Source organism: Stenotrophomonas sp. SMYL86, from assembly GCF_036320025.1.
Taxonomy (GTDB): Bacteria; Pseudomonadota; Gammaproteobacteria; order Xanthomonadales; family Xanthomonadaceae; genus Stenotrophomonas; species Stenotrophomonas maltophilia_A.
In genome coordinates, this window is the sequence record NZ_JAWIRU010000028.1 from 42,978 (window position 1) to 55,774 (window position 12,797).

At 67.6% G+C, this 12,797-nt stretch carries 13 protein-coding genes and 1 pseudogene; 7 read left to right on the plus strand and 7 right to left on the minus strand.

The genetic code is table 11. The features are described from left to right. Window positions 1-12 precede the first annotated feature (12 nt). From lptD to V3B64_RS20885, 7 genes and pseudogenes are all read left to right on the plus strand, one after another. Window positions 13-2,493: an LPS-assembly protein LptD gene (gene lptD, locus V3B64_RS20855; protein ID WP_329914875.1), complete on the plus strand. Its 2,481-nt coding sequence runs from the start codon at window positions 13-15 to the stop codon at window positions 2,491-2,493. Beyond that, window positions 2,490-3,821: pseudogene (locus V3B64_RS20860) on the plus strand (peptidylprolyl isomerase); the annotation flags it as partial. The gene lptD and the pseudogene V3B64_RS20860, both read left to right, overlap by 4 nt. Window positions 3,822-3,839: 18 nt before the next feature. Continuing rightward, window positions 3,840-4,820 carry a 4-hydroxythreonine-4-phosphate dehydrogenase PdxA gene (pdxA, locus tag V3B64_RS20865; RefSeq protein WP_329914876.1) on the plus strand — a complete coding sequence of 327 codons (981 nt, stop codon included), beginning with the start codon at window positions 3,840-3,842 and terminating at the stop codon, window positions 4,818-4,820. After that, on the plus strand, window positions 4,817-5,620 hold the full coding sequence (gene rsmA, locus V3B64_RS20870; protein WP_049398140.1) for a 16S rRNA (adenine(1518)-N(6)/adenine(1519)-N(6))-dimethyltransferase RsmA: 804 nt from the start codon (window positions 4,817-4,819) through the stop codon (window positions 5,618-5,620). The genes pdxA and rsmA overlap by 4 nt, the downstream gene beginning before the upstream one ends. A gap of 13 nt (window positions 5,621-5,633) precedes the next feature. Beyond that, window positions 5,634-6,017: a Co2+/Mg2+ efflux protein ApaG gene (gene apaG / locus V3B64_RS20875; RefSeq protein ID WP_005412297.1), complete on the plus strand. Its 384-nt coding sequence runs from the start codon at window positions 5,634-5,636 to the stop codon at window positions 6,015-6,017. 15 nt (window positions 6,018-6,032) lie between these two features. Continuing rightward, window positions 6,033-7,058, plus strand: coding sequence for a symmetrical bis(5'-nucleosyl)-tetraphosphatase (locus tag V3B64_RS20880; RefSeq protein ID WP_121504905.1), 1,026 nt, complete (start codon window positions 6,033-6,035; stop codon window positions 7,056-7,058). Beyond that, window positions 7,055-7,702, plus strand: a complete 648-nt coding sequence (locus tag V3B64_RS20885; protein ID WP_049398137.1) for a DUF1287 domain-containing protein — start codon at window positions 7,055-7,057, stop codon at window positions 7,700-7,702. Before V3B64_RS20880 ends, V3B64_RS20885 begins: the two co-directional genes overlap by 4 nt. 89 nt (window positions 7,703-7,791) lie before the next feature. On the opposite strand, the gene V3B64_RS20890 is transcribed toward V3B64_RS20885, so the two are convergent. The 7 genes from V3B64_RS20890 to V3B64_RS20920 are packed head-to-tail and all read right to left on the minus strand — an operon-like array spanning window position 7,792 to window position 12,592. Next, the gene (locus tag V3B64_RS20890; protein ID WP_285303309.1) at window positions 7,792-8,283 is read right to left on the minus strand and encodes a dihydrofolate reductase; all 492 of its coding nucleotides are present in this window, start codon (window positions 8,281-8,283) and stop codon (window positions 7,792-7,794) included. Window positions 8,284-8,296: 13 nt separating this feature from the next. Further along, window positions 8,297-8,848, minus strand: coding sequence for a hypothetical protein (locus V3B64_RS20895; RefSeq protein ID WP_032129921.1), 552 nt, complete (start codon window positions 8,846-8,848; stop codon window positions 8,297-8,299). An 8-nt stretch (window positions 8,849-8,856) separates the two neighbouring features. Continuing rightward, the gene (locus tag V3B64_RS20900; RefSeq protein ID WP_329914877.1) at window positions 8,857-9,651 is read right to left on the minus strand and encodes a thymidylate synthase; all 795 of its coding nucleotides are present in this window, start codon (window positions 9,649-9,651) and stop codon (window positions 8,857-8,859) included. Then, complete coding sequence (gene lgt, locus V3B64_RS20905) at window positions 9,648-10,535, minus strand: prolipoprotein diacylglyceryl transferase (RefSeq protein WP_329914878.1); 888 nt, start codon at window positions 10,533-10,535, stop codon at window positions 9,648-9,650. The genes V3B64_RS20900 and lgt overlap by 4 nt, the downstream gene beginning before the upstream one ends. A 51-nt stretch (window positions 10,536-10,586) precedes the next feature. Then, on the minus strand, window positions 10,587-11,081 hold the full coding sequence (locus V3B64_RS20910; RefSeq protein ID WP_111202427.1) for a TPM domain-containing protein: 495 nt from the start codon (window positions 11,079-11,081) through the stop codon (window positions 10,587-10,589). Beyond that, on the minus strand, window positions 11,081-11,968 hold the full coding sequence (locus tag V3B64_RS20915) for a TPM domain-containing protein (RefSeq protein ID WP_329914879.1): 888 nt from the start codon (window positions 11,966-11,968) through the stop codon (window positions 11,081-11,083). Before V3B64_RS20915 ends, V3B64_RS20910 begins: the two co-directional genes overlap by 1 nt. Window positions 11,969-11,971: 3 nt before the next feature. Beyond that, the gene (locus V3B64_RS20920) at window positions 11,972-12,592 is read right to left on the minus strand and encodes a LemA family protein (protein ID WP_032130538.1); all 621 of its coding nucleotides are present in this window, start codon (window positions 12,590-12,592) and stop codon (window positions 11,972-11,974) included. Window positions 12,593-12,797: the final 205 nt, after the last annotated feature.

Sequence of the window (12,797 nt, forward strand, 5' to 3'; positions counted from 1 at the left end):
AATCCGAACCGCGTGCGCCGAGCCCTCCGCCTGCTTCCCCTGCCTCTGAGCATCGCCATCAGCCTGCCGGCGATGGCCGATGACAAGCCGCTCAACTGGGGCCTGTGCCCGGCCACCGACGTCATTCCCGCGTTCACCGACGCCCCCACCCCGGTCCCGGCCCAGGACAAGGCTGCTGCCGCAGCCGCCCGCGAGAACCAGCCGACCGACATCGAAGGCGACCAGCTGCTGGGCACCACCACGGTGCCGCAGTACGAGGGCAACGTGGCGCTGCGCCGGGGTGACCAGTTCGTCGGTACCGACAAGCTCAGCTTCGACACCGAGACCGGCAACTACATCGCCGACGGCAATGTCCGCTACCAGGACGGGTCGATCCGGATGGTCGCCAAGCGCGCCGAAGGCAACCAGGAAAGCGACACCCACAAGATCTCCGACATCAAGTACCAGCTGGTGTCGCGCCGGGGCAACGGTGATGCCGAGTCGGTCGACCTGCAGGGCGCGGTCGGCCAGATGCACCGCTCCACCTACACCACCTGCGACCCGTCGCAGCCGGTGTGGAAGCTGTCGGCGCCGCAGATCGAAGTGGACAACGACGAAGGCTTCGGCACGGCCCGCAACGCCGTGCTGCGGATCGGCAAGGTGCCGGTGCTGTGGGCGCCCTACTTCAAGTTCCCGATCGATGACCGCCGCAAGACCGGCCTGCTGTTCCCGCAGCTGGGCATGTCCGGGCGCAATGGCTTCGATTATGCGCAGCCGATCTATTTCAACCTGGCGCCGAACTACGACGATACCCTGACCCCGCGCTACATGAGCCGGCGCGGCCTGCTGCTCGACAACGAGTTCCGCTACCTCTACAACGGCGGCCGTGGCGAGGTGCTGACCAGCTACATGCCCAACGACAAGCTGCGCGACCGCGACCGCGGCCGGGTGATGTTCGACGGCTACCACAACGTGAACAGCCACTGGCAGGCCCGCGCCAACCTGGCCTGGGTGAGCGACGAACGCTATGTCGAGGACTTCGCCAACCGCCTGGTGGGGGTGACCGCCTCCAACCTGCAGAGCACCATCGGCCTGTACGGCACCGGCCAGAACTGGACGGCCGGCATCATGGCCGACCGCTGGCAGCTGACCGACTACACCCTCGACGAGCGCGCCCTGCCCTACAACCGCGAGCCACGCCTGTTCTTCAACTGGAACAAGCCGGTGCTGCCGTGGCTGGAAACCGGCATCTACACCGAAGCGGTGCGCTTCACCCACGACGACGTCAACTTCAAGTACGACGCCAGTGCCGGCACCGACCTGCAGTACACCCGCAACGGGCAGGTGCAGCGCATGTTCGGTGGTTCGCGCCTGGACGTGAAGCCCTACGTGTCGTTCCCGATCAGTGGCGCAGCCTGGTACGTAACCCCGACCCTGGCCTACCGCTACACTGCCTATGACCTGGATCGCGGCCTGGCCGACAGTGTCCGCCGTACCGTGCTCACCTCCCAGGGCATCGATCCGAACACCGCCACGCCCGAGCAGCTGCGCGGCAATACCTCGCCCAGCCGCAGCCTGCCGATCGGCAGCCTCGATGCCGGCCTGTTCTTCGACCGCGAGACCACCATCCGCGGCAAGTCGTTCCTGCACACCCTGGAGCCGCGCCTGTTCTACCTGCGCACGCCCTACCGCAACCAGGACGAGCTGCCGATCTTCGACACCCGTGACTTCACCTTCAGCTGGGGCCAGCTGTTCCGCGACTCGCGCTATACCGGCGCCGACCGCCAGAACGATGCCAACCAGCTGACCCTGGCACTGGGCACCCGCTTCATCGACCAGACCACCGGCAAGGAACGCTTCTCGGCCGCGATCGGCCAGATCCAGTACTTCGACGAATCGCGGGTGAGCACCACGCCGGGCGGCGCGCCGGTGGAGAAGGGCAAGTCGGCGTGGATCGCCGACGGCAACTACATGATCAACGACCGCTGGACCCTGGGCGCCACCTACCAGTGGGACCCGAAGTACAAGCGCGAAGATCTGGCCAGCGTCCGCGCCCGTTATCTGATGCCCAACGATGGCGTGATCAACCTCAGCTACCGCTATCGCATCAATGCCGGCGCCCCGGCAACCGCCAACAAGCATGACCGGACCCCGCTGGAGCAGGCCGACCTGTCGTTCCTGTACCCGCTGAATGCGCGCTGGAGCCTGGTGGGCCGGTATTACTACTCGCTGCAGGACAAGGAACCGCTGGAGATCATCGCCGGCGTGCAGTGGGACAGCTGCTGCCTGGCCGTGCGTGCAGTGGCCCGCCGCTACGTGCGCAACCGCGAAGGCGACATGAACAATTCCATCCAGCTGGAGTTCGTCCTCAAGGGCCTCAGCTCCATCGGCCAGGACACGGACCGTACGCTGCGCCGTGCTATCCTCGGCTACAACCGCGACGACCTCTATCTCGTGCCGCCCAGCAACACCGGGGCGACCCGGGATGACTACGATCCGAATCAGATCCCATGACCAAGCGCTTCCCCGTTCTTCTCGCCTCCCTGCTGGCGGTGTCCAGCGTGTCCGCCCCCGTGCAGGTGCTCGCGCAGGAGGCGCAGCCGTTGGACCGCATCGCCGCCGTCGTCGACGAGGACGTGATCCTGCAGAGCGAGCTCCAGCGTGCGATCGCCAACATCAAGGCGCAGTACGCCGGCCGTGAAAACCAGCTGCCGCCTGAAGACGTACTCAGCCGCCAGGTGCTCGAGCGCTTGGTGCTGGTCAAGCTGCAGGTGGCCCGCGCCCAAGGCAGCGGCATCCGCGTCAGCGACCAGGAGCTGAACCAGGCGATGAATGCCATCGCCCAGCAGAACGGCTCGAACCTGGATGCACTGCGCCAGCGCCTGGCCCACGACGGCATCGACTTCAACGATTTCCGCGCTTCAGTGCGCGATGAAATCACCGTGCAGCGCCTGCGCCAGAGCTTCGCGCAGAGCCGCATCAGCGTCAGCGAGGGCGAAGTCGACGCCGCCCTGAAGCAGCAGGCCACGGTTGGCAACCAGTACCACCTGGCGCACATCCTGATCGCCCTGCCCGACGGCTCCAACGCCGACCAGATCGCCACCGGCCAGAAGAAGGCCGAAGGCGTGAAGGCCCTGCTGGACAAGGGTGAGCTGGACTTCAACGCCGCCGCCGTGCGTTATTCGGACAGCCCCAACGCGCTGGAAGGCGGCGACCTGGGCTGGCGCAGCCTGGACGAAATCCCGCAGGCCTTCGCGCAGATGATGGAAAAGATGAAGCCCGGCGAAGTGGTCGGCCCGATCCGCGGCCCCAGCGGCTTCCAGCTGCTGAAGCTGGTGGAAGTGCGTGATGCCAGCGCCGCCAGCGGTGGCGAGCACACGGTCACCGAGTACCACGGCCGCCACATCCTGGTGCGCGTGGACGATCACCAGACCGACGCTGCCGCCAAGGCCAAGATCGATACCCTGCGTGCCCGCATCGCCGGTGGCGCGGACTTCGAGACCGTGGCCAAGGAGTCCTCCGAGGACAACAACAGCAAGGGCCAGGGCGGCGATCTGGGCTGGTTCCCGGCCGACGCGTTCGGTCCGGCGTTCGGCCAGCAGGTGTCCGGCATCCAGGACGGCGGCGTCAGCCAGCCGTTCCGCACCGATGCCGGCTGGCACATCGTGCAGCGCGTGGGCACCCGCCAGACCGACGTGACCACTGACAACCAGCGTGCCCAGGTCCGCGAGACCATCGGCCGCCGCAAGCTGGAAGACGAGTACAACCGCTTCCTGCAGGAACTGCGTGGCGAAGCCTACGTCAGCTTCCGCAGCGGCGACCGCGCGGAAAACACCGCCACGCCGCCGCAGTCCTGACCGATGCGCCCCGAGCTCGCTCTGGTACCGGGCGAGCCCGCCGGGATCGGCCCGGAGCTGTGTGTCCGCCTCGTCCAGCAGCCGCGTGAAGATTGCCGGCTGCTGGCCTTCGCCGACCCGGATACCCTGCTCGCGGCCGCGGCCGCGCTGAACCTGCCCCTGCAGCTGTTGCCCGAGGACGCCGAAGCACGCGTCCCCGGCGATCTGCGTGTGCGCGTGGTAGCCAATACCGTGCCCAGCCACTTCGGCCAGGCCAATCCGGCCAATGCCGGCGCCGTCATCGGCGCCCTGCTCGGTGCCGGCCAGGCCTGTCTGTCCGGCGAACTGCACGGCGTAGTCACCGGCCCGGTGCACAAGGCGGTCATCAACGAAGGCGGCATCGCCTACAGCGGCACCACCGAACTGCTGGCCGACCAGGCCGGGGTGAAGGTGGTGATGATGCTGGCCAACCACATCGTGCGCGTGGCCCTGGCCACCACCCACCTGCCACTGCGCGAGGTGGCCGACGCGATCACCGCGCCCGGCCTGGAACACACCCTGCGCACCGTGCACGCTGCGCTGCGCCGCGAATTCGGCCTGCCCGCGCCACGCATCGCCGTGCTCGGCCTGAACCCGCATGCCGGTGAAGACGGTCATCTGGGCCGCGAGGAACTGGACCTGGTCATCCCGCTGCTGCAGCGCCTGCGCGCGGAGGGCATGGACCTGATCGGGCCGCTGCCGGCCGATACCGCCTTCCTGCCGGCCAAGCTGGCAGGCTTCGACACCGTGCTGGCGATGTACCACGACCAGGGCCTGCCGGTGCTGAAGTATTCGGGCTTCGAGCAGGCGGTGAACCTGACCCTGGGCCTGCCCTACCCGCGCGTGGCGGTGGACCATGGCACCGCGCTGGACCTTGCCGGCCGCGGCATTGCCGATCCTTCCAGCCTGCAGGCGGCAACGACGTTGTGTGCGCAGCTTGCGCGGCAACGTACACTGAGCGCATGAATTCCCCGCATTCCCCCTCCGGCCCGGTGTTCACCGCCCCGGCCAAGAAGCAGCTTGGCCAGCATTTCCTGGCCGACCGCCACTACATCGACAAGATCGTGATGGCGGTCAACCCGAAAGACGGTGACCGCCTGGTCGAGATCGGCCCCGGCCAGGGCGCGATCACCCTGCCGCTGCTGCGCGTGCATCCGAAACTGACGGTGATCGAGTTCGACCGCGACCTGATCGCGCCACTGACCGCCGCCGCCGAGCCGCTGGGCGAGCTGACCATCGTCCACCGCGACGTGCTGCGCGTGGACTTCACCGAGCTGGCTGCCGGCCAGCCGATCCGCCTGGTCGGCAACCTGCCCTACAACATCTCCTCGCCGATCCTTTTCCATGCACTGGAACATGCGGCGGTGATCCGCGACATGCACTTCATGCTGCAGAAGGAAGTGGTCGACCGCATGGCCGCCGGCCCCGGCAGCAAGGTGTACGGCCGGCTCAGCGTGATGCTGCAGGCCTACTGCCAGGTGACCTCGCTGTTCGTGGTGCCGCCGGGCGCGTTCCGGCCGCCGCCGAAGGTCGATTCGGCCGTGGTGCGGCTGGTGCCGCGTGACCCAGCCACGATCAACATCCACGACCACAAGCGTTTCGCCGAGGTGGTCAAGGCCGCCTTCGGGCAGCGCCGCAAGACCCTGCGCAACGCCCTGAACAACGTGGTGTCCGCCGAACAGTTCGTTGCCGCCGGCGTGCGTCCCGATGCCCGCGCCGAACAGCTGGACGTGGCCGAATTCATCGCTTTGGCCAATGCCTCCTGATTACACTGCCGGTATGGAAGACGCTGACGTTTATGCCATCTCCGTCGAAGTCGCACCGCGCTTCCTCGACGATCAATCCGCGCCGGAAGACGGGCGCTATGCGTTCGCCTACACGATCCGCATCCACAACCAGGGGCGTGTTGCCGCGCGCCTGGTCGCACGCCACTGGCGCATCACCGATGCCAACGGCCGCGTCGAGCACGTCGATGGTGACGGGGTGATCGGCGAGCAGCCGCGCCTGCGTCCCGGTGAAGACTTCCATTACACGTCCGGTGTCATGCTGGGGACCGATCACGGGACCATGCAGGGCCACTACGACATGGTCGCCGACGACGGCACCGAATTTGCCGCGCCGGTCGCACCTTTCGTGCTGGCCATCCCGCGTACCCTGCACTGACACGGAGGCCGAACGATGAGTGTGTGGGCGATCGGCGACCTGCAGGGCTGCTATGACGTCACCCAGCGACTGCTGGAGAAGATCCGTTTCGACCCGGCGCAGGACACCCTGTGGTTCTGCGGCGACCTGGTCAACCGCGGTGGCCAGTCACTGGAAACGCTGCGGCTGGTGCATTCGCTGCGCGAGCACAGCGTAGTGGTGCTGGGCAACCATGACCTTTCGCTGCTGGCCGTCGGTGCGCGCACCGAAGAGGAACAGCGCAAGGTCAACCCGGACCTGCTGCGCATCGTGCAGGCCGAGGACCGCGACGAACTGCTCGACTGGCTGCGCCTGCAGAAGCTGGTGCACGTGGACCGCGAGCTGGGCTGGATGATGGTGCACGCCGGCCTGGCGCCGAAGTGGACCACGCAGATGGCCGAGAAGCATGCGGCCGAAGTCGAGGTGCAGCTGCACGGCGCCGGCTACCGCAAGCTGTTCCGCAACATGTACGGCGACAAGCCGAGCTGGGCACCGAACCTGTCCGGCTACGACCGCTCGCGCGCGATCATCAACGTGCTCACCCGCATGCGCTACTGCACCCCGCGCGGGCGTATCGGCATCGAGGACAAGGGCACGCCGGGCACGCAGGAACAGGGGCTGTATCCCTGGTTCGAAGTGCCGGGCCGGGTCGAGCGTGACCTCAAGGTCGTCTGCGGCCACTGGTCGGCGCTGGGCCTGACCATCACCCAGGGCGTGCACGCCATCGACACCGGCGCTGTCTGGGGCGGCAAGCTGACCGCGATCCAGCTCGATACCGATGAACTGCGCGTGGTGCAGGTGCCAGGCCGCGATGTACCGGCACCCGTGCCCAACGCCCGCCCGCCAGCGCGCCCGGCGCACGAGCGCCCGGCTGCACCGGCGCAGGGCAAGGAACAGGGCGGCGGCAATGCTCCGGCCGCCAACCCGGGCAACCGCGGCCCGCGCCGTCGTCGTCGCCGTGGTGGCGGTGGTGGTGGTGGCTCCGGCGGTCCCAACAACAACAGCACCCCGCCGCAGGCATGACGCGGCACGGCTGGGCACCATGGACGGTGCTGCTGCTGACGCTGGCCCTGGCCAGCGGCTGCCAGCCCGGCTCGCCGACTGCTCCCACGGCTGCGGACAGCGCTGAACGCACACCGACGCCACCACAGGCGCCTTCGCCGCCACTGGTGGCTGCGGCGCGCGCGCAGATCGGCGTCACCACCCGCTACGACCCTGCCTATCAGGTGCTGGCCTATCCCGGCGGCGACGTGCCACTGGATCGCGGCGTGTGCACCGATGTGGTGGTGCGCGCCCTGCGCAGCCAGGGCCTGGACCTGCAGGCACGCGTGCATGAAGACATGCGCGGCAACTTCAGTGCCTATCCGGCGATCTGGGGCCTGTCACGGCCGGACCGCAACATCGATCATCGTCGCGTACCGAACCTGATGCGCTGGTTCGAGCGGCAGCGCTGGCAGCAGCCGATCAGCACCGCCGCCGCCGACTACGCAGCCGGCGACATCGTCGCCTGGAAGCTCAACGGCAACGGCCTGCTGCATGTGGGTATCGTCTCCGACCGGCGCTTGGCCGATGGCACGCCGCTGGTGCTGCACAACATCGCGCGCGGCACGCGGGAAGAGAACCTGCTGTTCCAGCACACGATCATCGGGCATTACCGGATGCCGTAGGCAATCCTGTAGAGCCGAGCCATGCTCGGCTACGGGATGTGTCCGGCAACAGCAGCCGAGCATGGCTCGGCTCTACAGATGCGCAGCGATCAGCGGCGCACGTAGTGCACGAAGCGGAACGCGTAGGCGTGGCGTTCGTCGGCCGGGTGCGGCTCGCTGCTCACTTCCCGCCAGTCCTGCACGTCCACTTCGGGGAAATGGGTATCGGCGGGGACTTCGGCATCCACCCAGGTCAGGTACAGGTCACTGGCCTGCTCCAGCAGCTGGTGGAAGATCTCGCCGCCGCCGATGATGCACAGCTCGCTGGCGCCCTCGCCTTCGGCAATCAACTTCGCTTCGTCCAGCGACGCCACCGCACGCATGCCCTCGAACGGCACCTGGCCGCTGCGGGTCAGCACCAGGTTGGTCCGCCCCGGCAGCACGCGGCCGATCGACTCGGCGGTCTTGCGCCCCATCAGGATCGGCTTGCCCAGGGTGAGCGCCTTGAAATGCTTGAAATCATCCGGCAGGTGCCAGGGCATGGCATTGCCCTGGCCGATGCCACGGTTGCGGTCCAGCGCCACGATCATCGACAGCTTCATTGCTACCACCTCCTCAGCTGGCGTCGATCTGCAGGCGTTCGCAGGCAGCGTTTGCGGCACTGGCGGCCTGCAACGCCGCAGCCAGCGCAGGGCTGGACGTGGTCTGCTCATCCAGGCCAGCGAGGATCTTCTGCTTCTGCGCCTCTTCGATCTCCTTCAGGCCCGGTCCCGACAGGATCTCTGCCGACAGCGCAGCGATATCGTCGCTGGCGCCGCGCGCCAGGAACGCTTTCAGCTGGTCGTTGGAATAGACGGTGGCCAGACCCTGTTCAAGCTCACGCTGATACGCCGGGTTCTCGACGCCCGCCTTCAGGTGCTCGGTCATCGCCGTGTACATGCCGGTTACCGCCTCACGCATCTGCGCCCGGCAGCCTTCCGGAACATCCTGGGGCAGCATCGTGCTGCCGTTGAATGCCCCGGCGAACGCCTGCACTTCCTCGCGCATGTGCTTGTGCACGATCTGCTCATTGACCTGCCTGGCCAACGACAGTGTATCCGCCGCTGCGGCCTGGGCCATGCCCAGAGGCAGCGCAGCGCACAGCGCCAACAGGCACCGGGACAGCATGCGCGCGCTCATACCGCCACCGGCGCCTTGATCGCCGGATGCGGATCGTAGCCGTCGATGCGGATGTCGTCGAACTGGAAGCCGAACAGGTCGGTCACCTCCGGGTTCAACCACAGCGTCGGCAGCGCGCGCGGTTCACGCGACAGCTGCTCGCGGGCCTGCTCGAAGTGGTTCGAATACAGGTGCGTATCGCCAAGCGTGTGCACGAAGTCGCCCACGCCCAGGCCGGTGGCCTGCGCCACCATGTGGGTCAGCAGCGCGTAGCTGGCAATGTTGAACGGCACGCCGAGGAAGATGTCGCCGCTGCGCTGGTAGAGCTGGCAGCTGAGCTTGCCGTCCACCACGTAGAACTGGAACAGGTTGTGGCACGGCATCAGCGCCATCTGCGAGAGCTCGCCCACGTTCCAGGCGCTGACCACAAGCCGGCGCGAGTCGGGGTTGCGCCTGATCTCGTCCACCAGCCATTGCATCTGGTCGATCTCACCGCCATCGGCGGTAGCCCAGCTACGCCACTGCTTGCCGTAGACCGGGCCGAGGTCGCCGTTCTCGTCGGCCCACTCGTCCCAGATCCGCACCTGGTTGTCCTTCAGGTAGCCGATGTTGGTGTCGCCCTTCAGGAACCACAGCAGCTCGTGGATGATCGAGCGCAGGTGCAGTTTCTTGGTGGTGACCAGCGGGAAGCCTTCGGCCAGGTTGAAACGCATCTGCCAGCCAAACACGCTGCGGGTGCCGGTGCCGGTGCGATCGCTCTTCTCGGCGCCGTGTTCGAGCACGTGCGAGAGCAGGTCCAGGTAAGCCTTCATGCCTTGCCCCCGGCAGCTACCAGCGGCTGCGGCTGCAGTACCGGCGCGCGGCGCGACATCACCAGCAGCACCAGGCCGAAGGCGATCAGCGGCAGGCTGAGGATCTGGCCACGGGTCAGCCAGTCGAAGGCCACGTAGACGCCGTTGTCGGGCATGCGCACAAACTCCACCGCGAAGCGGAACAGGCCGTACAGCAGCGCGAACAGGCCACCCACCAGGTAGCGGTGGCGCGGCTTGGCCGACACCGTCCACAGCACCACGAACATCACCAGGCCTTCCAGCAACGCTTCATACAGCTGCGAGGGATGGCGGGCGAACTGGTTCAGCGCGCCGGTGGCGAACTGCGCCTGCAGGGTGGCGTGGTCGAGCTGGTTCAGCGGTGCCGGCAGGCCGGACGGGAACACCACGCCCCAGCTGCCGTCGGTGTACTTGCCCCACAGCTCGGCACCAATGAAGTTGCCGATGCGGCCGAAGCCCAGGCCCAGCGGCACCAGCGGCGCCATGAAGTCCATGGTGTCGAAGAAATGCAGGCGGTGCTTGCGCGACCACCACCAGCAGGCGGCGATCACGCCCAGCAGGCCACCGTGGAAGCTCATGCCGCCGTCCCACACCTTGAACAGCAGCAGCGGGTTGTGCAGGAAATCACCCAGCGCGTAGAACAGCATGTAGCCGATGCGTCCGCCCAGCACCACGCCCAGCATGGCGTAGAACAGCAGGTCGGAGAAACCATTGGCATCGACCCCCGGCAGGCGCCCATCGGCGATGCGCTTGCGGCCCAGCAGCCAGGCTGCGGTGAAGCCGAGCAGGTACATGATGCCGTACCAGTGCACCTTGATCGGCCCCAGCGAGAGGGCGATGGGGTCGATGTCGTGGAAATAGATCATGGAAGGTGCCTTGCGGTTGAACGCCTATTCTCGGGCCAGTGCCGCCCCGGCTCAACCAAGGAGCTGGGGCGAGTTCGGCAACGCGTCATCGTTCGACCGCGTCGAGGCCGGAAAGTGCCCTTCGATCAGGCTGGAGACCTCGTCGATGGCATCCTGCAGCGCTTCCACCGGATGGGAACCACGCAGGCCCTCGCGCAGGTGGGTGCAGACCCGCTGCCACTGTGCCGGGCTGACCCGGCCGTGCAGGCCCCGGTCGGCAACGATCTCGATCGCGTGATCGGCCAGCAGCAGGTAGATCAGTACACCGTTGTTGTGGGTGGTATCCCAGGTGCGCAGGCGGGCAAAGGCATGCTCGGCAGCCTGGCGCGGGGTGACCTTGTGCCACAGCGCGGCCAGCGGCAGGTCCGCTTCCACCGCGAACATCACCTGCCCACCGTGGCGCTGCTCACCGGCCGCGATGGCCTCGGTGATCGCCTGCAATGTGGCGGGCGGGAACGCGCGCCGTACCGACGGCGAAAACACGTGCCGACATAGACGTTGGATCATCACCAGCCCCCCGAAGCACCGCCACCACCGGAGCGGCCACCACCGCCACCCCAGCCGCCGCCACCACCAAATCCACCGCCCCCGCCGAAGCCGCCTCCGCCACCCCAGCTGCCACCGCCCCAGCCGCCGCCGCCGGCAAAGCGGCCCGGATGACCGGAGAGCATGGCCACGATCAGCCCTACGACGCCTGCCAGGCCACTGGCCAGCAGCGTGGACGTGAACAGGAACGCCGCCAGCGCCGCACCGGCACCACCGAGCAGGCCTCGCAGCGGTCGCGGCACGCGCGAGAACACGCCGCGCAGGATGCTGCCGGCGAACACACCGATGAACAACGCCAGGAACCAGGTATCGCCGCCACCGCCGGGTTCCCGACCGCGATGGTCGCTGACCGGTGCCGGCAGCGTTTCGCCGTCGATCAGCTTGACCAGCACCGCCGTGGCGTCGGTGATGCCACCGGCGTAGTCGCCGCTGCGGAAGCGCGGCACCAGGTATTCCTGGATGACCCGGTTGGCGATGGCATCGGGAATGGCGCCTTCCAGACCGTAGCCCGGCTCGATGCGCACGCGCCGGTCGTCCTTGGCCACCACCAGCAGCACCCCGTCATCCACGCCCTTGCGGCCGATCTGCCACTGGTCGAAGACCCGCGTGGTGTACTGCGCGATGTCCTCCGGCTGGGTGGTCGGCACCACCAGCACCTGCAGCTGGCTGCCCTTGCGCTGCTGCAGTTCGATCGCCTGCTGCACCAGCGCCTGCTTCTGCGTGGCGTCCAGCGTGCCGGTGGTATCGACCACCGGCGAATCCAGCGCAGGAACCGGCGCCAGCTGCTGCGCATGCGAGGCCAGCGGCAGCCACAGCAGCAGGGCCAGCAGCGCAGAGGCCAGGCGCATCGATCAGGTCCCCGGCTGCGGTGCCGGCTGCTGCTGCGGCGCGTTGCCGAAATCGACCGCCGGCGCGTTGGAGATCTGCGCTTCGTTGTCCACGGTGAAGTTCGGCTTGGTCTTGTAGCCGAAGATCTTGGCGGTGATCACCTGCGGGAACGAGCGGATGTAGGTGTTGTAGTCCTGCACCTGCTGGATGTAACGGCCACGGGCGACGGTGACCCGGTTCTCGGTACCTTCCAGCTGCGCCTGCAGGTCGCGGAAGTTCTGGTTCGACTTCAGTTCCGGATAGTTCTCGGTGACCACCAGCAGCCGCGACAGCGCGCTGCCAAGTTCGCCCTGGGCCTGCTGGAACTGCTTGAGCGAGGCTTCGTCGTCGGCATTGACGTTGATCTGGCCGACACGCGAACGGGCGTTGGTCACTTCAGTCAGCACGCGCTCTTCCTGGCTGGCGAAGCCCTTCACGGTCTGCACCAGGTTGGGCACCAGGTCGGCGCGACGCTTGTACTGGTTGATGACCTCCGACCAGCTGGCCTTGACCGCTTCATCCTTCTGCTGGATGGCGTTGTAGCCGCAGCCGGAGAGCAGGGAGGCCAACAGCATCAGGGGCAGGACACGGGTGAACAGGCGCATGGCGGAGGTTCCGGGTGGGCTTGGCGCCGAGCATGCCATGGTTCGGGTGAAAGACCGGCCATCGGGCGCCGCCCCCTCCGCGGTGGTTGTTTGCTGGTTCTCTGGGGGGGGGGGGGGGGGGGGGGGGGGGGGGGGGGGGGGGGGGGGGGGGGCGGGGGGGGGGCGGGGGGCGGGGGGGGGGGGGGGGGGGGCGGGGGGGGGGGGG

Excerpts from the sequence above, each read along its gene's own strand:
- V3B64_RS20890 (WP_285303309.1), bottom strand. The coding sequence starts at position 8,283 with ATGAAGCTGTCGATGATCGTGGCGCTGGACCGCAACCGTGGCATCGGC.
- lgt (WP_329914878.1), bottom strand. The coding sequence starts at position 10,535 with ATGATCTATTTCCACGACATCGACCCCATCGCCCTCTCGCTGGGGCCG.
- rsmA (WP_049398140.1), top strand. The coding sequence starts at position 4,817 with ATGAATTCCCCGCATTCCCCCTCCGGCCCGGTGTTCACCGCCCCGGCC.
- apaG (WP_005412297.1), top strand. The coding sequence starts at position 5,634 with ATGGAAGACGCTGACGTTTATGCCATCTCCGTCGAAGTCGCACCGCGC.
- V3B64_RS20885 (WP_049398137.1), top strand. The coding sequence starts at position 7,055 with ATGACGCGGCACGGCTGGGCACCATGGACGGTGCTGCTGCTGACGCTG.
- V3B64_RS20915 (WP_329914879.1), bottom strand. The coding sequence starts at position 11,968 with ATGCGCCTGGCCTCTGCGCTGCTGGCCCTGCTGCTGTGGCTGCCGCTG.
- V3B64_RS20880 (WP_121504905.1), top strand. The coding sequence starts at position 6,033 with ATGAGTGTGTGGGCGATCGGCGACCTGCAGGGCTGCTATGACGTCACC.
- V3B64_RS20900 (WP_329914877.1), bottom strand. The coding sequence starts at position 9,651 with ATGAAGGCTTACCTGGACCTGCTCTCGCACGTGCTCGAACACGGCGCC.
- V3B64_RS20910 (WP_111202427.1), bottom strand. The coding sequence starts at position 11,081 with ATGATCCAACGTCTATGTCGGCACGTGTTTTCGCCGTCGGTACGGCGC.
- V3B64_RS20920 (WP_032130538.1), bottom strand. The coding sequence starts at position 12,592 with ATGCGCCTGTTCACCCGTGTCCTGCCCCTGATGCTGTTGGCCTCCCTG.
- pdxA (WP_329914876.1), top strand. The coding sequence starts at position 3,840 with ATGCGCCCCGAGCTCGCTCTGGTACCGGGCGAGCCCGCCGGGATCGGC.
- V3B64_RS20895 (WP_032129921.1), bottom strand. The coding sequence starts at position 8,848 with ATGCTGTCCCGGTGCCTGTTGGCGCTGTGCGCTGCGCTGCCTCTGGGC.